General features: G+C 41.2%; 20 protein-coding genes and 1 riboswitch. Of the genes, 9 read left to right on the forward strand and 11 right to left on the reverse strand.

The annotated features are described in order from the left end of the window. The first annotated feature begins 118 nt into the window (after window positions 1–118). Window positions 119–1,618 carry a Na+/H+ antiporter NhaC family protein gene (locus N782_RS03275; RefSeq protein ID WP_036816099.1) on the forward strand — a complete coding sequence of 500 codons (1,500 nt, stop codon included), beginning with the start codon at window positions 119–121 and terminating at the stop codon, window positions 1,616–1,618. Between the two features lie 322 nt (window positions 1,619–1,940). Here N782_RS03275 and N782_RS03280 read toward each other — a convergent pair whose 3' ends face one another. After that, entirely contained in the window at window positions 1,941–3,068 is a 1,128-nt protein-coding gene (locus N782_RS03280) for an acyltransferase (protein WP_036816101.1), read from the reverse strand. A gap of 218 nt (window positions 3,069–3,286) precedes the next feature. Here N782_RS03280 and N782_RS03285 point away from each other — a divergent pair, with 218 nt between their 5' ends. Next, window positions 3,287–4,705 (forward strand): LysM peptidoglycan-binding domain-containing protein, encoded by a 1,419-nt coding sequence (locus N782_RS03285; RefSeq protein ID WP_036816105.1) that lies wholly within the window; start codon window positions 3,287–3,289, stop codon window positions 4,703–4,705. A 160-nt stretch (window positions 4,706–4,865) separates the two neighbouring features. On the opposite strand, the gene N782_RS03290 is transcribed toward N782_RS03285, so the two are convergent. Together N782_RS03290 and N782_RS03295 are read right to left on the reverse strand one after the other, a co-directional pair. Next, window positions 4,866–5,492, reverse strand: coding sequence for a hypothetical protein (locus N782_RS03290; protein ID WP_036816107.1), 627 nt, complete (start codon window positions 5,490–5,492; stop codon window positions 4,866–4,868). A gap of 11 nt (window positions 5,493–5,503) precedes the next feature. Continuing rightward, window positions 5,504–6,697 carry a ParM/StbA family protein gene (locus N782_RS03295; protein WP_036816109.1) on the reverse strand — a complete coding sequence of 398 codons (1,194 nt, stop codon included), beginning with the start codon at window positions 6,695–6,697 and terminating at the stop codon, window positions 5,504–5,506. A gap of 545 nt (window positions 6,698–7,242) precedes the next feature. Here N782_RS03295 and N782_RS03300 point away from each other — a divergent pair. The 7 genes from N782_RS03300 (at window position 7,243) to N782_RS03330 (ending at window position 16,925) form a co-directional block, all read left to right on the forward strand. Next, a complete protein-coding gene (locus tag N782_RS03300) occupies window positions 7,243–8,451 on the forward strand; it encodes a M20 metallopeptidase family protein (RefSeq protein ID WP_036816181.1) in 1,209 nt (402 codons plus the stop codon). Then, entirely contained in the window at window positions 8,444–9,739 is a 1,296-nt protein-coding gene (locus tag N782_RS03305) for an amidohydrolase (protein WP_036816114.1), read from the forward strand. Before N782_RS03300 ends, N782_RS03305 begins: the two co-directional genes overlap by 8 nt. Then, window positions 9,736–11,016 (forward strand): M20 family metallo-hydrolase, encoded by a 1,281-nt coding sequence (locus N782_RS03310; RefSeq protein WP_052111146.1) that lies wholly within the window; start codon window positions 9,736–9,738, stop codon window positions 11,014–11,016. The genes N782_RS03305 and N782_RS03310 overlap by 4 nt, the downstream gene beginning before the upstream one ends. Further along, on the forward strand, window positions 10,985–12,292 hold the full coding sequence (locus tag N782_RS03315; protein ID WP_036816185.1) for a hypothetical protein: 1,308 nt from the start codon (window positions 10,985–10,987) through the stop codon (window positions 12,290–12,292). The genes N782_RS03310 and N782_RS03315 overlap by 32 nt, the downstream gene beginning before the upstream one ends. 87 nt (window positions 12,293–12,379) lie before the next feature. Then, window positions 12,380–13,915, forward strand: coding sequence for an AbgT family transporter (locus N782_RS03320; RefSeq protein ID WP_036816116.1), 1,536 nt, complete (start codon window positions 12,380–12,382; stop codon window positions 13,913–13,915). 104 nt (window positions 13,916–14,019) lie between these two features. Further along, window positions 14,020–14,121: riboswitch (purine riboswitch) on the forward strand. Window positions 14,122–14,282: 161 nt separating this feature from the next. Beyond that, window positions 14,283–16,061, forward strand: a complete 1,779-nt coding sequence (gene ade / locus N782_RS03325) for an adenine deaminase (RefSeq protein WP_036816118.1) — start codon at window positions 14,283–14,285, stop codon at window positions 16,059–16,061. A 33-nt stretch (window positions 16,062–16,094) separates the two neighbouring features. Further along, window positions 16,095–16,925, forward strand: a complete 831-nt coding sequence (locus tag N782_RS03330) for a 5'-methylthioadenosine/adenosylhomocysteine nucleosidase (RefSeq protein WP_084102961.1) — start codon at window positions 16,095–16,097, stop codon at window positions 16,923–16,925. Between the two features lie 88 nt (window positions 16,926–17,013). On the opposite strand, the gene N782_RS03335 is transcribed toward N782_RS03330, so the two are convergent. The 8 genes from N782_RS03335 to sipW form a co-directional block, all read right to left on the reverse strand. Further along, window positions 17,014–17,340 (reverse strand): helix-turn-helix domain-containing protein, encoded by a 327-nt coding sequence (locus N782_RS03335; protein ID WP_036816120.1) that lies wholly within the window; start codon window positions 17,338–17,340, stop codon window positions 17,014–17,016. 25 nt (window positions 17,341–17,365) lie between these two features. Further along, window positions 17,366–17,497: an anti-repressor SinI family protein gene (locus N782_RS21235; RefSeq protein WP_160909851.1), complete on the reverse strand. Its 132-nt coding sequence runs from the start codon at window positions 17,495–17,497 to the stop codon at window positions 17,366–17,368. A 70-nt stretch (window positions 17,498–17,567) separates the two neighbouring features. Then, window positions 17,568–18,206, reverse strand: coding sequence for a class D sortase (locus N782_RS03340; RefSeq protein ID WP_036816122.1), 639 nt, complete (start codon window positions 18,204–18,206; stop codon window positions 17,568–17,570). A 19-nt stretch (window positions 18,207–18,225) separates the two neighbouring features. Beyond that, window positions 18,226–18,402 carry a hypothetical protein gene (locus N782_RS21440; protein ID WP_161783069.1) on the reverse strand — a complete coding sequence of 59 codons (177 nt, stop codon included), beginning with the start codon at window positions 18,400–18,402 and terminating at the stop codon, window positions 18,226–18,228. Between the two features lie 112 nt (window positions 18,403–18,514). Continuing rightward, window positions 18,515–19,993, reverse strand: coding sequence for an LPXTG cell wall anchor domain-containing protein (locus tag N782_RS20595; protein WP_052111147.1), 1,479 nt, complete (start codon window positions 19,991–19,993; stop codon window positions 18,515–18,517). Between the two features lie 52 nt (window positions 19,994–20,045). Beyond that, window positions 20,046–20,675 (reverse strand): TasA family protein, encoded by a 630-nt coding sequence (locus N782_RS03355; protein ID WP_036816124.1) that lies wholly within the window; start codon window positions 20,673–20,675, stop codon window positions 20,046–20,048. 61 nt (window positions 20,676–20,736) lie between these two features. Continuing rightward, a complete protein-coding gene (locus N782_RS03360; protein WP_084102963.1) occupies window positions 20,737–21,384 on the reverse strand; it encodes a TasA family protein in 648 nt (215 codons plus the stop codon). A 62-nt stretch (window positions 21,385–21,446) separates the two neighbouring features. Next, window positions 21,447–22,010, reverse strand: coding sequence for a signal peptidase I SipW (sipW, locus tag N782_RS03365; protein WP_036816197.1), 564 nt, complete (start codon window positions 22,008–22,010; stop codon window positions 21,447–21,449). Between the last annotated feature and the right edge of the window lie 18 nt (window positions 22,011–22,028).

Consider the following 22,028-nt stretch of genomic DNA (forward strand, 5'->3'; position numbering starts at 1 on the left):
AAAATAAGACATTCTTATAATGCAAATTAAGATTTCAAACAATTCGTATTATTGAGAACTTATCAACAAATTGCTTGGTATGTGACTAATCAACAACTTAGAGAAAGGGGCGTTCACCATGGAGCATTTTGGCATACTATCATTACTTCCTTCTGTTGTGGCTTTGACTCTAGCCATCTTGTCGAAGCGAGTGGTTCCATCCTTACTTGCAGGAATTCTGATTGGGAGTTTAATGATTGATATACGCACGAACGGTGTTCTTCATGCAATTATGTATTCTATAACAAATTTATTCGGGGCCATCGCCGGTCATCCAGCAGATTCAGACGCTGGTATTCAAGGGATGGGGATCATCAAAGAAGCCGGACGTGCTGAATTAATTATTGTCGTCTTTCTTCTTGGCGCATTCATCGGTGTTTTAAATAAATCTGGTGGGGCTTATGCCTTTGGAGAATGGCTCGCTACAAAAGTACGTGGAAAGAAAGGGGCGCAAGTATCTACAGCTGTGATGGGCACCTCCCTTTTCACCAGTGCTTACTTTAGTTCATTGGCTACAGGAACGGTTTTTAAGCCGATTTTTGATCGAATGAAGATATCTCGAGAGAAACTAGCTTTTCTATTAGACTCTACTTCTTCACCAATTAATGTATTGATTCCGATTTCAGGCTGGGTTGCCTTTATGGGCGCACTAATGGTGGACAACATCCCTAGTGTTGATGATCCTATTTCTGGGTTAGCTCAAACCGTGCCGTTCAACTTTTATAACATCGTGATGATCCTGATGGTGTTCTTATTTGCATCAGGAAAAATCAAAGATTTCGGACCAATGAAAAAAGCTGAAGAACGAGCTCAACACGTCAACTATAGTGGTGTGAATCCTGAGGTTTCAGCTACTACAGAAGAGCCTGATACATCTGAAAATACAAGAAAAGCAAAGCCATCCGATATGGTACTTCCATTGGGCGTAACGGTTGGTATGCTCGTTTTCTTAGGTCTATACAATTACACGCTACCTTATTTCTTCTCTATAGAAAAGCTACCTTTAGACGGTAACAAAATGCTTATTATCAGCTTTTCTCTAGGAATCATTGCAGCATTTATTAAGTATATGGCTTCCAACTTAATGGGGCCAAAGGAATTCTCCAATGAGCTTTTTGAGGGAAGTAAATCCGTCATCTTTGGCGCTGTAATCATTACACTAGCCGTAACCCTTGGTGACATCATGCGTGCACCTGCTCCTGAAGGTACTGGTGCTGCTGCATACATTGAACAAATCGCCAAAGGGGTAATCCCAAGTGCGATTATACCGTTTGCCTTGTTCGCTTTATCTGGTTTCGTCGCGTTCTCCATGGGAACTTCATTTGGTACATGGGCAATCATGATGCCAATCGGCGTTTCGTTAATGCTAGCTACAGGCGGAGATCCTATTATCGCAGCTGCAGCCGTTCTTTCAGGCGGTGCTTTTGGGGATCACACGTCCCCTATTTCAGATACGAGTATCATGTCTTCCGTTGGGGCTGAATGCAACCACATGCAGCACATTAACACACAACTACCATACGCCCTGACATCAGCAGGAATAGCATCTGTATTATTCCTTATAGCAGGATTTATCTAGTAGAACAAAAGCGGAAGCGCCCGGTTAGCGACGTATATGCTGCGGCCCACACGACGTGGGTTGGTTCGATGTTGCTGCGTGACGCAGCGGTTTTAGTCGAACTTCCCTTTAATCCGTAGGAGATAAAGGCAACACGAAGAACGAAGTGATTCGATGTTAACTTATCGTACGGAGGCGAGGGAAGCATACTAGTCGCTGGGCGCTGGAGCTGGACGTGGCTACTTCACTTTTTCAGTTTTACACAAGCATTGAATTTTATAGTACGCGTACGCTGTACGAAAAAACCCCTGGCTCTTGAACAAAGAGTACCAGGGGTTTTGTCTTATGAGGAGTGCGTATATTGATTTGCTTCGTGACGATACGCAGGTTTTAACGATGGGGCCTGCTTCGGTAATTTTCCAAACAGCCAGCTCGCAAATGGCGTAAACCTGTGAAATAGCCAAATAATCATAAAACATAGCGCACATGTGACTACATATCTCATTAAGAGCTCTACGTGGAACCAATAATTTGAATGTGTGGGAATAAAACGAGCTACTTCCTTCAGAACAAAAGGGTGAATAAGGTAAAAACCAAAGGAGTAAGCAGCAACGTTTCTCACTACCTTTTGAACACCTTCATACCAACTTTCGCTGAAGATTTCTGCCAAACGGAAGCACAAGTAACTTGCACTCATGATGAAGATTAAATTTATCACTTTATAATAAATGCCTGGCAATTCAATTGTGTTGAGAATATATAGGTGGTAGTGCGTGTACACCGTAGCTACACCTGCACTGACAGCCAATATTCCCAGCAGATAATTGGTCCGACTACGCACCTTCTCCTTTTGCTCTAAGAAATAAATGCCTAGCCAAGCCCCTAACAAGAAGGTGCCTAAACTATTCAAAAAGAAGCTAAAAGGGATAATATCAAATCTTGAATCTATCATAAAATAGATAAGTTCAATGGCAATACCAAACGCCCACATATATTTTTTAAACAGCTGTAGATGCTGAGCAAGGTAGATGAATATCGGTAAGACTAAATATAATTGCACGATAATAAATATGAAATGCAGCTGATAATACGATTCGCCTTGTATAATTCTTAACACAGATTCTGTAACATTCACTTCCCTAAACCCAATTTGATAGGCGTACCACTCATAAAATATTGCCCAAATCACATATGGCAACAAAATAAACACAGCTCGCTTCCGCATATATTCCTTCAAAAACGAGAGAGTAATAGATTTACTAAAATAATTATAGAAAAACACGAGACCTGTAATCATGATAAAGATTCCAGCCTCTATGCGAATGATTCTATTTAAAAAATGGTATTTCTGAAAGGCTCCACTATCCATTGGCAATGTATTGATGTACGTCCCTGTCACATGAACCAATACAACCATAAACATAGCAAAAAACCTCAAGAAATGAATTGAGCCAATTCTTTGCTTACTCATGTGCATTCTCCGTCCTATCTTTCCATTCACTTCACACTCCGTGCCCTAGCTTCTCAGTTGTATAGCCAGCGTTGGAGGTATTCAAGTACAAGACTTACTTACAAAAACTAGTACACTGTTCGTATCTCCTTGCTATTTTATGACGATAGCTTTTTTTACTATTAATCCACGAAAAAATTGCATAAACATATATAAAGACATCACGAAGGAGGCTTTCCATGCAAATACATGTTGTGCAAGCTGGTGAAAGCTTATGGAGTATCGCTCAACGCTACCAAACCACTATACAAGAAATTGCAGATGCAAACGAACTTTCTGACCCGTCCAGACTTGTTGTTGGATTAGCCCTCGTCATTCCTTCCTATTACCGAACTTATACTGTGCAAGCCGGTGATACACTGTGGTCCATTGCACAACAATATAGCATTTCGCTACCGACACTCATTCAAGCAAACCAACTACAAGACGTTAATGTTATATATCCTGGTACCACCCTTAGCATTCCACCACAAACATACATGGTACAGCCAGGTGACACACTCTTTCGTATTAGCAATGCTTTCGATATCTCCGTACAAACGTTATTGGACGCCAACCAAATAGATGATCCTAACCTTCTATACCCTGGCACCCAATTAATCATACCTACTCAACCAAAATATGCTATTGAGGTCAATGGCTACACCATTGATTCAGGGGAAGATGTACGAAACATTATGGAAGATGTTGGCGAATCCCTCACATATATTATGCCATTCGCTTATAAAATTCAAGAAGATGGAAGTCTTATTCCATTTTCAGATGATACCGTATTGGGAATGGCTCCTTCTTTTTCGGTCGTTCCCATCCTCTCTATTACTAATTTCACATACCAAGACTTAGGATCAGACTTAGCAAGTACTATCCTAAACAATCCTTCGCTGCAAAATACTCTGTTAGATAACATCCTTACAATATTAAATACAAAAGGCTACCAAGGTCTGAATGTAGATTTTGAGAACGTATTACCGGAAGACCGCGAGGCTTACAATGCATTTTTACAACGTGCTGTTGATCGATTACACCCAAAAGGATATTCTGTCTCGACAGCTGTAGCACCTAAGTATAGCGCCGATCAACAAGGTTTACTCTATGAGGCACATGATTATGAAGCTCACGGTCGGATTGTCGATTTTGTCGTGTTAATGACGTATGAATGGGGCTATCGTTTCGGACCACCAAGAGCCATTTCCCCTCTCGATGAAATCAGGAAGGTACTAGATTACGCTGTTAGTGTGATGCCGAGAGACAAATTGTTCATGGGATTTCAACTATATGCACGCGACTGGACGTTACCATTTGAAGAAGGGCAAGAAGCAGAAACATTCAGCCCACAAGAAGCTGTAAATCGGGCACTACAGTACGGGGCTACGATTCAATACAACGAATCTGCACAATCCCCTTTTTATCGATATGTAGATGCAGAAGGTAAAACACATGAAGTGTGGTTTGAAGATGCACGCAGTGCTCAAGCGAAGTTTAATACAGTCATTCAGTATGACCTAAGAGGGATTAGTTACTGGGTGCTAGGGTATGACTTCCCACAGAATTGGCTGTTACTTAACGACACATTCAAGATTGTAAAGAGCCCTTCATAATTGCTTCTGGCGACATGATTGAAGAAGGCATTTCTCATGCCAGACCGAGCATAAGCGCAGTGGAACCGAGCATATATCGAACCAAAGCAAGCAAAAGTAGAATCATCCCATATAAAAAAAGGGCTAAATGACACGATGGTCATGTTAGCCTCTTTTTGTCTTATTGATTCAATTTGTCCAGAAATCCACCTAACACGTCATCATAGGATACTTCCTCGTCTTCTTCTGATTCAGAGTCTGATGATATATCTTGACTGAGGCTTTCCCAATCAAGGTTATCTAAATCTTCATCCGTGGAGGTCGTATCCTGCTCTTCAGAAGAGGGTTCCCCTTCATTTGCAGAGGCACTTTCTTGCTGTGGATAGGCGTCTTCGTGTATTTCTGGTTCTGATTCTTGATTAGAAGATGCTTCATCATTTTCTTGTAGATAAAGAGCTTCATTGATATCAAGAGCATTACTGTTAAATGATGCTAATAGAGCACTCGAACGCACAGGATCAGATATAAGCTGATAGAGAATACTTCCTAGTAACGCCTCGGAATATTCATGTTTCACCCAGTCACGTTGCGCTTTATTGAGTTGCTTTGGAAGAGGGATACTAATCGTTTCCCGTTCCTTTGCCATAGACTGGCTAACACCCTTAATCACATAATCAGCGATGGTACTAGAGAAATTTCTCCGTTCGGTTTCTTTCAGGTTCTGAAGTTGTCTTAATATATGGTCCGGTGTGTCAGAGGGAATGCGAAATGTAATCGCTTGTCCCCTCTGTATCCCGTTCTGTGTCATACTATTTCACCCTACTTAGAGGTATTTGCGTGCTGCTTCTGCTCTACTTTTTTATTTTCTTCCTTCTTGTTGTTTTTACGTTGGAAGTCTTTAACGAGCTTGTAGTACGCATTGGCCATCATCCAGATGCTTTCTTTCTCGTCTTCGAAGAAATCGATGTTATAGCCATCTAAGTTATTGTTCAAGGACTTGATGTATTCTTTTAATACAACAGAACCTCCACCTACAAAGTAACAGATTTCTGTTTGAGAATTCTTTTGCCATACGTTACGCAAATGACGGTATTGCTTTTTCGCAAGCTCTAGTAAAATGCGGTCGGTAATATCGTGCACACTTGTACGACTACCTTTTACCATGATGTGGTTACGGTCATTTTTCTTCGTGATAATATCTACTACGTCACGACGACTATCTAACTCTACACCGTGCTTGGAACGAATTTCTTCGCGAATCTTCTCTAATGACTCAGAAACGCCAATGTTAAATCCTTGTGCTTTATCATCATCTACATTGCGATCTTTGATAACGGCAATATCGGTAGAAAGGCCACCAATGTCTTGAATGAGAATACGCTTATCAATTAAATCTTTGTTCGTAATGTTTAAGTCATTATCCATTACTAGATTGATAAAGGAAGCGAATCCTTCTGGGTACACTTTCACTTCATCAAACTTCAAGTTCACCTTGATACCTTGATATTTAGGAGTTACTAGGAATTCAACCTGGTGAACAGAGCCAAGAAGTTGAGAACGGTAACCAACATCTTTGCCTTCTTTTACTTCTCTTAATGGTAGACCAGTGCCAAGCGTATAGTTCGCTTCCACGGTGCCATTGTTTCGACTAAACGTCTTTTCGTTTTTATCTTGAACGGCGTCTAGTGCTAATGAAGCAAATAGCATAATAAGTGTTTGGTCTTCTTCCGATTTACTACTACCTGGGTCTAGTTCAGAAGCGTTATCACTTTTCGTTGCTAGATTACCAACACGATAGATAACATTGTTCTCTTGTAGGGCAGGGGAGTGGACTCGGATGTGGATTCCATCCATAGGGTCCTTCTGATCTAAATCTTCAATTCCGATAATCGGACGGTCTTCTATATCTCTGGCGATCACATTCGGTATGTACAGCTCAGAGTCTAGATTTCCGTATAAACCTTTGAGTGCATCATTACCAACGTCTACTGCAGCTATTCTTGATTGACTCATATGTGAATCTTCCTTTCTATTAAAAGTCCTTTTTAGTTTTTTAAGGATCTATTACTAAAATATAGAAGATTCTCAAAATAGTCAATCAGACATTTGTCGTGCATAATTTGTACACAAAAATGTATACAACACAAACAAAACTGTATACTTGTTTACATTTTTGTACACACCCTTTTAAGTCAATATGCGTACGCTTTTGTTTACTTGTTTACACTTTTGTGTACACTTTGTTTTCAAATTGTTTTCTTGTAATCATTTTTGTATACATCCTATTTTTCCTTCTAAAAATCTAGTAAATGAGTCTTTATGACCTCCCTACTGGCGTGATTGATTTGTATCTATTTTCAACTTATGCCTCTGTTAACATACGTCCACTCCGCCAATTCACCACTTATATTTAATTGTGTTGTGTAATTTTGGAAGTCGAATTTTTCAAAAAATTCAACGACAACGGGATGACTTATTTTAAATTTCTGTTATACTCTTATTAACGGAATATTAAAGGAAAATGTCCATAAATAAAGGAGGTAGTTTATTTGGAGGACATGATACAACATTATATATCCACTATAGAAAGCGATATCATACGTATTCGACGCTCCTTGCACAAGAATCCCGAACTCAGTAATGAAGAATTCGCTACATCTGCTCTTGTTCAAGAGACATTAACGGAATACGGTATTGAATATCGGACAGGTTTCGCTAATACTGGTGTTCTCGGAATTATTAAAGGAAATAAACCAGGGAAAACAGTCGCTCTACGCGCTGATATGGATGCACTACCAATCCAAGAAACCAATACACATGACTACATTTCCGAAACCTCAGGCAAGATGCATGCTTGTGGCCATGATGCTCACACAGCGATGCTATTAGCTACAGGATATACACTCCAAAACATGCGAGATTATATAGAAGGAACGGTACTACTCGTTTTCCAACCTGCTGAAGAGAACTCCCCTACTGGAGGATCGCAGCAAATGATGGACGACGGGGTGTTTGATGAGTTCACACCAGATGTGATTTTCGGACAACATGTATGGCCTTCTCTTCCTGTAGGCGAAATTGGCGTGCGAGATGGGGCAATGATGGGTGCGTCGGATCGTTTTACTGTAACGATTAAAGGACGCGGCGGTCATGCCAGCATGCCACAAGATGGGAATGACGCTATTATTATAAGTAATCAAATAATCTCTAGTTTACAAACGATTGTAAGCCGTAATGTGAACCCAATCGAATCGGCTGTAGTTACGATTGGAAGTATTAATGGAGGTTATCGCTACAACGTTATTCCAGATAAGGTAACGCTTGAAGGTACAGTAAGGACGTATAAACCAGAAGTAAAAGAAAAAGTAAAGCAACGTTTTCATACAATTGTTCAACAAACGGTAGAAGCGTTTGAAGGAGAAGTTGAGATTGAATATCTTGATGGTTACCCTGCTACAATCAATACGCCAAAATGGGCTCAACAAGCTAGACATTCTGCACAAAAGCTTCTTGGTGAAGCGTCTACTCCTAACTTAGACCCAGTCATGGCTGGTGAAGACTTTGCTAGATTTTTGGAACACTATCCTGGCGCATTTATTTGGCTTGGTACTCAAATTGAAGACAAACAAGAGCAAAAGCCTCTTCACGACCCAGCTTTCAAGCTAAACGAAAAGGCATTGCCAATTGGCAGCTCTTATATGGTGAATCTTGCTATTGATACACTCAATACCCTATCAAACCAGGAAAATGGTGAGGTAAGTGAATAAAGAACAGCAATTTGTTCAAACGATCCAAAATCAACTAATGCAATGGAGACGATGGTTCCATCAACATCCTGAACTAGGATTCATGGAGTATTACACCACCTATACGATTGGAAAAGAACTTGAGGCATTAGGTTTTACACTTCATATCGGACAAGGTGCTATAGCAAGCTCATCACGATATGGTGTTCCAGCTGCTCACCTACTACAACAACAAGAGGAAAAAGCTGCCTCATTAGGTGTTGAGTCAGATTGGATGAACTTAATGAAGGGTGGCCACACCGGTCTTGTCGCAACGTGGGATACAGGTAAAGAAGGAGAGCACAAAGCATTCCGTTTTGATATTGATGCATTACCGATTCATGAGACGGAATCAGAAGCTCACCTCCCCTACTCTGAAGGTTTTATATCCTCTAATCCGGGGGTGATGCACGCTTGTGGGCATGATGGTCATATTACCATTGGCCTTGGCCTTGCTCATTATATAGCGGCTCACCATAGTGAGCTCACTGGATCTTTCACCTTCCTTTTTCAGCCTGCAGAAGAAGGTGGACGTGGTGCTAAGGCAATGGTTGATAATGGATGGCTCACAGACGTGGACTCTTTTTATACCGGTCATTTAGGGATTACGCCTATGAATATAGGTACTATTGCAGCTGGTGTGGAAGGTTTTCTAGCTTCCACGAAACTAAACGTTCATTTTAAAGGAGAGTCATCCCATGCAGGGATGAAACCAGAGGATGGACGAAATGCCCTATTAGCGGCAGCAACTGCTTCTACGCAACTGTACACCATACCGCGTCATAGTGAAGGTGCTTCCAGGGTCAATGTAGGCAAGTTAGAAGCAGGTAACGGGCGTAACATTATCTCCGATACCGGCTACCTTGAGCTAGAAACTAGAGGAGTAACTGGGACCATTAATGACTATATGCTTCAAGAAGCAAAGCGTATCATCCATGCTTCTGCTTCTATGTATAACGTAGAAGCAACCATAGAGTTTGTAGGAGAATCAGAAGGGATTGTATGTGATGAAGACATGCTAGCATCCATCCCTCCAGAGGAAGATAGCTACATCAATCAAATACTACCTTCAGCAAAGGTTTCTGGGTCTGAAGATGCTAGTTTTATGATCAATGAAGTACAGGCCCACGGTGGAAAGGCAACCTACATGCTTTTCGGTACAGCCTTACCATTTAATCATCACCACCCCTCCTTTGATTTTGAAGAAGACGCACTTTCCGTTGCACTAGAAACGTACATTCATCTATTACAGGGAGGGACGACAACATGAACGACTTAACAAACTGGTTAGAAAAACACCTTTTACAATTAAATCTCGTTAACGAAATGGACTATGAAAATGGCTTCTCCCGCTTAAGTTACACTCCAGAGGAGGAGCAAGCTCACGAAGCATTTCGAACCATCGCCAAAAACCTCGGATTGCATATTTATGCAGATGAAGCAGGGAATCAATGGGCAACGTGGAAAGTGGATGAACACGCCCCGACCGTTGCTGTTGGCTCTCACTTAGACACGGTTCATGGCGGTGGTGGCTACGATGGTGTGGCAGGTGTCCTAACTGGCTTAGGTGCCATCAAGCTTCTACAAGATTTAAACGTAGAACCGAAGAAAAACATCGCCGTTATTTGTTTTGCATCCGAAGAATCAGCTCGTTATGGCGTTTCGACGATTGGGAGTAAAGCTATATCAGGTATATTAGATAAAAACGACTTAGAACATGTTACGGATGCAGATGGCGTGACGATTCGTGACTCCATCGAAGCATTTGGCCTTTCCTGGGACACAATCGATCAAGCAGAAAAATCCCCTGATGACCTTGAGAGCTTTTTAGAGCTTCACATCGAACAAGGCACGCAAATTGAGGATAATGATGCTGAGATTGGGATTGTACGTGGGGTTGCCTGCCCTATTCGCTTACAAGTGAATGTGAAAGGGATGGCAAACCACACGGGGACGACACCAATGAACAAACGATCCGATGCATTTGTAGCCATCGCACCATTGATTCCTTTCGTAGAAGAACAAGCTAATGCGATGAACAAAGAGCAAGAGCTCCCTATCGTGGCTACTGTAAGTACGGTTCACCTACAACCCAATGCCATGAATGTCATCCCAGGTGACGTACAACTAGGTATTGATATTCGTAGTGTGAATGACCAGTCTAAACGTGAACTCGCCAATCGGATTGAGGCCTACTGCCAGCAAATCGAACGGGAGCGAAACGTAAGCATTTCAATTGAAACACTGGTCGATAATGATTCTGTTTTTCTTGATCAAGACATTCAAGCGAAACTAGCTCATGTTACAAATGATCTGCAATTACAAAGCATCATCATGGATAGTGGCGCAGGTCATGACGTGATGAATATGGCGCAGCGATGGCCCTCTGGTCTTCTTTTCATCCCTTGCCGGGAAGGAATTAGCCATCACCCTAAAGAATATGCCTCTATAGAGGATTTGCACAAAGGCACCCATGTGATTGCAGAATATCTACGAATAGAGACAGGTGATGACAGTGAAGACGAAGATTGGCGTAATCGGGCCTAAAGATTCCGTAAAGCGCATCATGTATGTTGCAGATGAATTTGAAGAAATAGCTTTTTTCCCATATACGTATGAGCAGTTATCTGATGTAACGGATATTTTGACAAACCACCGCTATGAAGTGGATCAGTGGTTTTTTTCAGGAGTACTCAATTACACTTACGCGAAAGAGCAAGGTCTTATTACAGAGGAAGAAGGTACGTACCCTCCTCTTCATGGCTCAAGCTTCTTTGGGATTCTATTAGAAGCTCAACTTACAACAGACAAAGTATTCAAAAGCGTAAGCATTGATACTATCAAAAATGAAGAAATCGACAAAATACTATCCTATTATCAGTTAAGCTCACTAACGTACTACAACCATCCTTTTGAAGGTGGTGGTAAAACCGATCAGTTGGTTGAGTTTCATAGAAATTTATATGAGCAAGGCAAGACAGAGGTCGTCATCACTTCTATTAAAGACGTCTATTATAGACTAAAAGAGATGGATATACCGGTGTTTCGGGTAACCCCGTCCTATCTATCCATCAAACTCGTCATTCAATTTTTAGAAGAGCGGGCTCAATCCAATCGCTACCGTAATGCTCAAGTTGCCGTAATTGGTTGTCGAATGGATTTTAACCCAGATGAACTAGAAGAGCTCTATTATTCCTTTAAAACAAAGCACCAGGAACTCGATTTAAAACGATACTTGCTTACACTAGCGGAAAAAACAAACGGTTCCCTCATGCAGCTTGGAGACGGGTTATTCTTTATCTTTACGACCCGTGGAGAGCTAAGTGATGAGTCTGAAAGTGACCTATATGCCTTAATGGAGGAAGTCAAACTACAAACCAGCCTCCATGCAAAAGTCGCTATCGGATTTGGCGAAACCGTATCCCAGGCCGAACAAAATGTCCGCCTTGGTTTCCGACACACGAAACACTATGAAAAACCGACCATCCTAATCATGGATGAAGATCAAACGATTACACTAAAGCATCAGGAAGAGAATGAAATCTCCTATCAGACGATGGAGACAGGCTCTGCCTGGTTAGAAAAAATCAAAGGGGCTGCATTGAGTCCAGGAGTTGTATCAAAAATCATCTCCTACTCCAATCAATATGGTCGCCAAGAGTTTACTTCCCAGGATTTATCACGATGGCTTCAAAGCACGGAGCGTAACGGACGCAGAATTTTGACCGAAATGGAGCGAGTCGGGTTAGTCCAGCAATGCGGGGAAGCTCAATCAGGTGAACGAGGACGACCTAGAAAAGTGTACACCTTTACAACTGCATAAAAATACAGAGAGACAATGGTTAACTATTTTTGGATAAAAACGGAATGTTTAAGGAAGTTTTCCTAAATCCACAGAAAGGGTGAAACAATGGCTTCCACACAAGAGAACACTCAAGAAAAGCAAAGCAAAGGAATGTCCAGATTTTTAAACTTTATCGAACGAGCAGGTAACAAACTCCCTGATCCGTTCATGCTGTTCGTGTATCTTGCATTATTTATTATACTTCTATCATGGCTTGTATCAAGCTTCGGCGTAACCGTAAAACAGCCTGGATCAGGTGAGGTTCTCCCAATTAAAAGTTTAGTGTCAGCAGAAGGGCTCAAATATATCCTAACCTCCATGCTCACGAACTTTACTGGATTTAAGCCGCTTGGACTCGTATTAGCGATGATGCTAGGTATTGGACTAGCCGATAAAGTTGGACTATTAGAAACAGCTATCAAGAGTACTATTTTAAAAGCTCCTACAGCTTTAACAACGTACGCTGTAATCTTTGTAGGTATCTTAGGTAACTTAGCTTCAGATGCTGCATTCGTTATCGTTCCACCACTTGCAGCGATGGTCTTCTACACGATTGGCCGTCACCCATTAGCAGGTCTAGCAGCTGGTTTCGCCGGGGTTGGATCTGGTTTTACAGCAAACATTATTATTGCCGGAACAGACGCGTTACTATCAGGTATTTCAACAGAAGTAATGCAAAGTCTTGATTCAAGTGTAGTCGTAACACCAGTGGATAACTGGTACTTTATGATGGTATCTGTTGTCGTACTTTCCGTTACAGGTGCACTCGTTACCGAAAAAATCATCGAACCCCGTTTAGGTAAATACGAAGGGGAAATGAATTCGGAAATGCAGGCTTCCACGCCTCTTGAGAAAAAAGGACTTCGTAACGCAGCATTTGCAGGATTAGGTTATATCGCACTGCTTGTCCTTGCGATTGCGTGGCCAGGATCTCCATTACGTAATGAAGACGGTGGCATGGTTCCTTCCCCATTCTTAGATGGAATCATCCCAATTATCTTGTTCTTCTTCATCGTACTTGGTGTAACGTATGGTAAAACAGTAGGCAAGCTTGAAACTGGTAAAGACGTGTCTAAATTCATGGGCGAAGCCATGAAAGATATGTCAGGTTTTATCGTACTAATCTTCGCCGCTGCCCAGTTTATCGCATACTTTGACTGGACAAACATCGGTACTTGGATTGCCGTAAGTGGTGCAAACGCGCTACAAGCGATGAATATGACAGGAATTCCAGTCATCATTGGCTTCGTATTCCTAACCGCCCTAATGAACCTACTTGTCTTTAGTGGTTCCGCACAGTGGGCCCTAGAAGCACCAATCTTTATTAAAATGTTCTATCTATTAGACTATCACCCAGCCTTCATTCAGGCTGCATACCGTATCGCAGACTCATCAACGAACATCATTACACCAATGAACCCATATATCATTATCGTCCTCGCCTTCATGCGAGAATACGATAAAAAAGCTGGACTTGGTACCCTGATTTCACTCATGTTGCCGTACAGCATATGCTTCTTAGGTGTATGGATTGTGCTTCTACTAGCATTCGCATTACTAGGTATTCCATTTGGACCAGGCGTTCATATGTATCTGCAGTAAAAGATGGAATCCAGAGCTATTACAGCTCTGGATTCTTCAAGTTTAAAAAGAATATTGACAATCACGATCCGCGTTGCATAGAATATTAATTAAACTTTAAGAAAAATATTATTACAAAATCCCGACGTATAATCTTGGAGATATGGTCCATAAGTTTCTACCAAACTACCGTAAATGGTTTGACTACGAGAGGGGTTTGAGACCTGACGTATATCAATATACGTCTATCTTCTACCCCCTTTCTGTCAAACTCCAGGTGTTCGGTGCACCTGGAGTTTTTTTAGTATTGAAACGTAATAGATTGGCAATAAAATATCCGTGTCCAGCTCCAGCGCTTGCGCTTTAGATTTAAAAAGGAGGAATGGGAATGACGCACAACAAAGATCAGTTTCAAAAACAAATTGCTGTAGCCAACAAGACAATTCCTGCTGACCTTGTCATCAAAAATGGACGCATCGTCGACGTGTTCAACGGAGAGATCGTGGAGGGGGATGTGGCCATATGTGAAGGTGTTTTTGTTGGCATTGGGAACTATGAAGGAAAAACGGTTATCGATGCTGAGCATCGTTATGTCTCCCCTTCTTTTATAGACGGGCATGTGCATATTGAATCGTCCATGCTAACCCCCAATGAGTTCGCAAAAGTAGTACTTCCCCATGGGGTCACTACCGTCGTAACAGATCCACATGAAATTGCCAATGTAGCTGGCAAACCTGGGATTCATTACATGCTACAGAACTCAGATCACCTGGAACTAGACAGTAGGTTTATGCTTCCGTCCTGTGTACCCGCAACTCCTTTTGAGAATGCCGGAGCAACCCTTGCATCTACTGATTTGAAAGAGTTTTATTCCCATCCACGTGTACATGGCTTAGCGGAAGTGATGGACTATCCTTCCTTACAAAATGGCGCTGACTGGATTGTCGATAAGATTTTACAAAACAATCACCATCGCAACCATATTGATGGGCATCTCGCAGGTTTAGACACCCATGCTATCAACATTTACCGAACAGCAGGAGTCATGACAGACCATGAGTGCAAAACCGAAGATGACGCTCGTGAACGCCTGAGACGAGGTATGTATTTAATGCTTCGAGAAGGTTCTGTAGCCAAAGACCTCACCTCTCTAATTGGGGCAGTTACACCGCAAAACACGCATCGTTGTCTCTTTTGCACGGATGACAAGCACTTAGATGACCTAATCGAAGAAGGAAGCATTGATTATAACGTCCGATTAGCCATTCAATTAGGCCTATCTCCTATTCAAGCGATACAGATGGGAAGTTTGAACGCCGCTCAGTGCTATGACTTCAAGCAAAAAGGAGCTATAGCGCCAGGCTATGAGGCAGATTTTTTATTGCTAGATAACTTGGAGACCATCGATATTCATGAAGTGTATAAAGGCGGGCGGTTAGTAGCGAAAAATGGATCCTACGTTGGAACTGAATCCACTGTAAAACCTGCACCAGCCAAGCTAACGGATACCGTTCACGCACCTGAAGTGAAAGCGGACGATTTACGCATTCCATTGAATGATCAAGCATCTGCATCCATCATCCAAATCATCCCGAATGATTTAGTAACGAAAAAAATCGTAGACACTGTAGATGTTGTTGATGGCTCCTTCTCCCCTTCTGTAGAGAAGGACCTGCAAAAGCTAGTGGTGGTTGAACGTCACCACAATACAGGCAACATAGGCGTAGGTATTGTGAATGGATTTGGCTTTCAATCTGGTGCTATCGCAACGACGATTGCTCACGACTCCCACAATATCGTGGCTACCGGCACGAATGATGAAGATATCCTCGTTGCCATTGAAGAATTAAAAGCAATACATGGCGGCTTGGTAGTCGTCAAAAATGGTGTTGTGGAGGCACACTTACCATTACCTGTAGCAGGCCTTATGTCTGAACAACCATATGAAGTGGTAAATAACCAGCTTCATAACATCCATCAGGCACTTACTAAACTTGGGTTTGAAAACTCGTTTGATCCATTTTTAACGATGTCTTTTTTAACGTTGCCTGTCATTCCTTCCATCAAATTGACCGATACAGGCCTGTTTGATGTGGAACGGTTCACGCATATTCCAGTAGAAGCAGCACAACCAACAAATAATCCGGATGCAATCCCATCCGATTAGATATAAATCATACATCTAGAAGGAGTTTTCCCAATGAAATTTATTTCTCTAAGCAAACACGCACTCATCCTACTCGTCTTATCCGTCGCACTCATCGGATGCGGACAGCAGCAGAACGAGCAAGCTAACGCAGAAGCATCGTCATCAGAAAAAGAAGCAGAACAGAAAGCAGTCGGCATTATCGGACCAATGAAAGAAGAAATTAAAACGTTAAAAGAGGACATGACGGTTGAAAATAAACAAGATATCGCAGGTATGACGTTCTACGAAGGTACATTGAAAGACCAACCTATCGTACTTGTACAATCTGGTATCGGCAAAGTAAACGCGACAATGGCTTCTACACTACTGATCAATGAGTTTGACGTCGACAAGTTAATCAACTCCGGTATTTCCGGGGCAATACATCCAGATGTCGAACTTGGGGACATCGTCATTTCAAAAGATACCGTCCAACACGACATGGACGAGACGGCGAAAGGCTTTGAACCAGGCATCATCCCCCGCTTAGAGAAAGGCTATTTCAAAGCAGATGAACAAATGGTTAAACTAGCTGAAAAAGCAGCCAAGCAACTTCCAGAAGAAACCCAAGTATTCACCCAACGCATCGCGTCAGGCGATCAATTCATCGCCAACGAAGAAAAGAAACAATGGATATTAGATACATTTAACGCCTATGTGGTAGAAATGGAAGGCGCAGCTGTCGGCCAAGTTGCCCACCTAAACGACGTCCCATACATCGTCATCCGCTCCGCCTCCGATGACGCCGGCGAAGAAGCCGTCATGAAATGGGAAGAATTCAAAGCACAAGCAATTGATAACTCCACTACGATTATCAAAGGCATGCTGGACCGTATGGAATAAGGAAAAGCGCTGGAGCTGGACATTTATAAGCTACAGGTTTTATAAAAAACAAAAACCCGCAAGGCTAACGCATCCATAGCCTTGCGGGTTATTCCTCTATCCTACCACCATTATAAAACTCTAAAAACTCACTAAATTCCTCTTTCGATATCCCAGACTCCATTGCTTCCCTTACAACCTTTAACCATTCCTCATCTAATTCCTCAAATGTGTTAGAACTAGAGGAATAAAGCATTTCATCTAAAGAAACCTCCAATGCAGTTGCAATCTTATTCATGATAAACATCGAGGGGTTTGGAATAGCATTTCTTTCAATTTCTTTCAAAATAGGCTTTGGTATTCCGGTTCTTCCGGCTATCCCTTCTAAGGACAATCGCTTTTGGTAGCGAAAATGTCTGAATCGATCCCCAAACATGATGTAACCTCCTGGTCTAGAATAGTTACGAGCGCGTGACCTGGCTTTGTTTTTCTAAGTACAACCGTATGTCTTGTATACTAAACCCTAATGCTTTTGCTTGCTGTACGAGTCTAATCCAATCTGGGTCCAATGCTTTCTTTTCTTCCATTTTCATATACATGTAGCCTCCTAAATTTCAAGGTTGAGTAGAGAGAACATATGTACATTCATGATGAGCACCACGTTTATGACGTCTTGACTAAAGAAGCCTGAACAATAAGTCGATGTGTAGGATCTTGTATGGGGTCACAAGTAATTAACGTAAGTATTGAACCTGTTTCTGGTTGCTTCAAAACAGACAAATCGGTAGGTAGCACACGAAAGACGTTCTCCACCTGATAAGCATATGTGTGATTGCCTGTCTCTATGTGTATGGAATCACCTATCTTAACCTCATCTAGTCGATTAAACAGCTTTCCATACTTATAACTTCGATGCGCCGCTAAAGCTGTATTCCCTACTTCACCTGGAATACCAGTCCCAGACATGCGACCAACAGCTACCTTTAAATTTTCCATACTAGCCCCATTCAAAATAGGTAACTCCAAATTAATAGAGGAGATTTCCATTTTTCCAATCAAGTTCTTAGAGGGTTTCTCCTTTGTTTCAGGAGAGGTTGTTGAAGCTGCCTCCTGGTCAAGTATAGCGTTTAGCTCTTCATACCGTTGAGTAAGCGACTTTTCACCAGAAACCTCTTCTACTTCCTCAGCTTCCAGTTGATGAAGAAGCTTGTCTTGTTCATAAGCAACATACTGATTCTGTACAAACGGAAAACTAATCACACCGAGACCAATGACAATAAAGAGCAGTGCTATCCATTTCATAAGCGAACGAATAGATAACCTATTCTTTCTCCCTTCCAAATGAACTTTCCACAATAACTTTTGTCGCTGGATTTACGTGAGTAGGCAATACAGTCTGTAACGTTAAATCCTTGGAACAATAAGGACAAACCCACTCCCCTCTATCATCACTACCAAAAGACGACTTGTGACAGTAAGAACACTCTTTACGAAACATCCCCTTCCTCCTCCATTAAAAAAGATATATTTCTCCCTTCGTGATGATGTCAACTATGTAAAAGAAAAAGGAGTATCTACTTTCATAAATACTCCTTTGATTCAAAATCATGCTACTCTATTTTTCGTCTGCGATACGTAATGCCATATAATGTAGCTCCCCCAAGCATGAGCAAGCTTCCAATGATATAAAATGCAGTCGGCGCTGCTTCGCCCGTTTGAGGTAGCGAACCATCCTCTGGTGTTGGCTCTGGAGAAGGTGTCGGTGTTTCCCCTTCAACCCCATCTCCCGGTTCACCAGGTTCACCCGGATTCCCATCATCTCCATCGCCAGGCTCACCTGGCTGCTCAGGATCACCATCGTCACCCGGTTCATCTCCAGGATTGTCTGGCGTTTCAGGTGTCTCATCACCTGGGTCCCCCGGATCTTCTGGATCCTCAGGTACATCACTATCACAATTGGTTGGAATAGTGACAGGCTCACTCCACATTTCAACCGTCTCCCCATCTAGTTCATATGTCGTCTTCACAACATAGTTTCCTGGAAGCTCTGGTTTCATCGTCAATGTATGCGAGTCACCTTGATCAACAGAGAACCTATCCGTTTGATCATACTGTGTAATTTTCACACCCTGCTTCGCATCACCAGATTCTTTCCAATACACTTCATAAGATGGGGAAATGCTTGTATCAGAGTCACTCTCATTGGTGTACGTCAATGTCATCTCCTCACACGTACCTGAGAACAAGCTAGACAACTGTACGTCCACTGGAGGTTCCGGTGGTGGTGTATCACAATCTGTCATATCAACATACAACTCATTACTAAGTTCTTTTCCTTTTGAATGCTTAGCAGATATTTTGTAAAAGCCTGTCTTAGTTGGAGTGAAATTGATAGAATCACTCTCTCCTTTTTTCAAGCTTATGGATTTTTGATTCTCTAACTCTATCTTTTCGGAAGTAGTGAAATCATCTGTTTCGGAATAGCGTAATTCGTAAGTAGGCTTAATGGTGGAGCGCTTTTTGCTGTTGTTTTCGAAGGTGGCAGTTGCTAGGTCACACGAGCCGGTTAGGGTTATGTCTAGGTCAAGATCTGATGATGTTGGTGGCGGTGGTGGGGTGTCTCCTTCAGCTACGAAAGTGAATAGTACTGATGTGGCTAGACCTTGGTATTCGTTTCCGGATTCGTAGGGAAAGGTTACGGTGATGGTTATATCTTCTTCAGTTGAATAATCTAATGAGCGACTTTTTAATCCCTCAAAATTCTCAAGCTTCCCATCAAATAATATTTGATTTTGGCTTTCCACTCTTAAATCAAGTTGATTATAAAATTTGTTATTTCCTTCTAAGTATGATGAAGTCATTTGATAAGAAAAATCTTTATTTCCGTTATTTTGCACTGTCAATGTACGGGTAGCCCAATCACCGGGAACCATTTTATCTACTTTAAACTCTCGTTTCGTAGGTTTTAATGAAAGATCGATTACTGGGTCACTTTTATTTGCTCCAGTACTTCCAATCGGGGATAAAATAACAAATATAAAGACTACCAAACTGTATATGGAAAGGTAACGCAGGAATTTTGTGTTCATCTATACACCTACTTTATTTTAGAGGTTACTTTCGGTAACCTCTCGTTATACTTTATCTATTTTGCCCAGGATATTGTGTTGCCTCGAGGTTAAATTGTACATTTAGATTCAAACCTTGATATTTATTTTGTAAATATAATCCTGAGTTAGTGTCTTTTTGTTTGTCATTTATAAATTTCACTTCCATAACGATGTGATCATCATCGTTTATAGGAAGATTCGGTTTTAAAGGAAAAATCCAAACTCTCTCTAAGTATGTTGTGATATCAGGCGAATTACCACTCTCTGTTAAATCCTTCAATTCAGATAATGTCAGACTATTAAAAGGTGTTATGATTGGTTGTAAATCACTTGTAAGCAAACGAACTTTAAACTGGGAACCAAGGTCTTCATCAATAGGATTACCATTCTTATCTGTGACAGTATAATCTGTATGCATTAATACTTTCTCAATATCAACATTTCCTGTATTAGTAATCTTAAAATCTCGAAGCATATGATCGCCCGGCACTAATTTATCAATATCAAAAATGATATTAGGGTTTACACTTAAATCTAATTCACCAGCTGTATATGTTCCAGTTGCAGACTCGACATCATTAAAAGCTGCATACGTTCCTCCACCTACTAATGAAAAACCTAACATAGCCGTAATCGCACCTATAGCTAATTTTCTTTTCATAGCTTCACCTCATAATTTTAATAAGAAAAGGTGGGTTCTAAACCCACCCTTTCTAAAGTAATTATCTTGCTCCACCGTCTTTTTGAGTTGCTTCGAAGTTGAAGTCTAGAGTTACACCTTCACCCATGTATTTGTTCTGCTCATACTCTCCGTTACCATCTTTTGCTTTGTTGTCTTTAAATGAAACTTTAATATGGAAAGTATCAGAATCTTTTCCATTAAAATCGCCATCTTTGTTATTAAAACCATCACCAGATGCAACATCAAATGCTGGTGCATTAATCAAATCTTGCATAGAGATTTCACTCTGGTGTAGATCAGCTTTTAAGTCAGCTAACACATCACGGCTATCAGAGTTAAAGATTTCTACTTTAAACTGCTCATAAAATTCACCATCTGTGTTATCACCACCTACTTCTGTGTGGTTAGTAGCAGTAACATCAAATAGAACTTCCTTAATATCAACGTTACCATTGTTCATAATTTCAAATTCTCTTTCAATGGAATCCCCTGGTACTAATTTGTCTACATCCATAGTTCCTGAAACAAAATTACCTAATTCAAGATCAAGTGTCCCTGCAGAGTAAGTACCTTCCGCTGATTCAACATCGTTAAAAGCTGCATAAGTTCCTCCACCTACTAAAGATAGTCCAAGCGCACCTGTCATAACACCCATTGCCAATTTTGATTTTAAACCCATGTTTCTCATCCTCCTAATAATTTTTTTTTTTATTGAAATCCCTATGTATGAAAAGGGAATAACAAACTTACTTACAAGCTTTCATTATTCGTTGATTTCTTTTTCACAATGTTTCTTTCAAACTCTTTAATACCTTGCCAAATCGAATATCCAGCATAAATTAGTAGTAATAACCCTGGAATGATCATCAACGCGATACTTCCAGCTTTAGAGTTTGCATACTGCATGACATAACCAGCATATGGAATCGTGAAATCCGCATATTCACCCACAACATTTTGGGCTAAGACAGGTTCTCCGTCAGGGGCTTCATTGTTGTCACCTTTTGTTTGATAGGTCATTGAATTACCTGTTTCACTTGCTTCTACAATTCGGTGAGTAACCAAGGTTTCATCATCTTTCAAATACGTAATGATGTCCCCTTTTGCTAACGATTGTTTTTCTGCTTCTTCTAAAGGTGTAATTGCAATGATTGAGCCTGTTTTAAAGGTCGGCTCCATAGACCCTGACAACACTGTTTTCAATTGATATCCAAATACACTAGGTTCTCCTCCAGAAGCTCTTGAGGATATTACGATAAAGATCATACATACCATGACTAGAAACAGTAAGATATTCAAACCGCTACCTAACATGGAGAGAGATTTTTTCCA

The organism is Pontibacillus yanchengensis Y32, from assembly GCF_000770635.1.
Lineage (GTDB): Bacteria > Bacillota > Bacilli > Bacillales > BH030062 > Pontibacillus > Pontibacillus yanchengensis.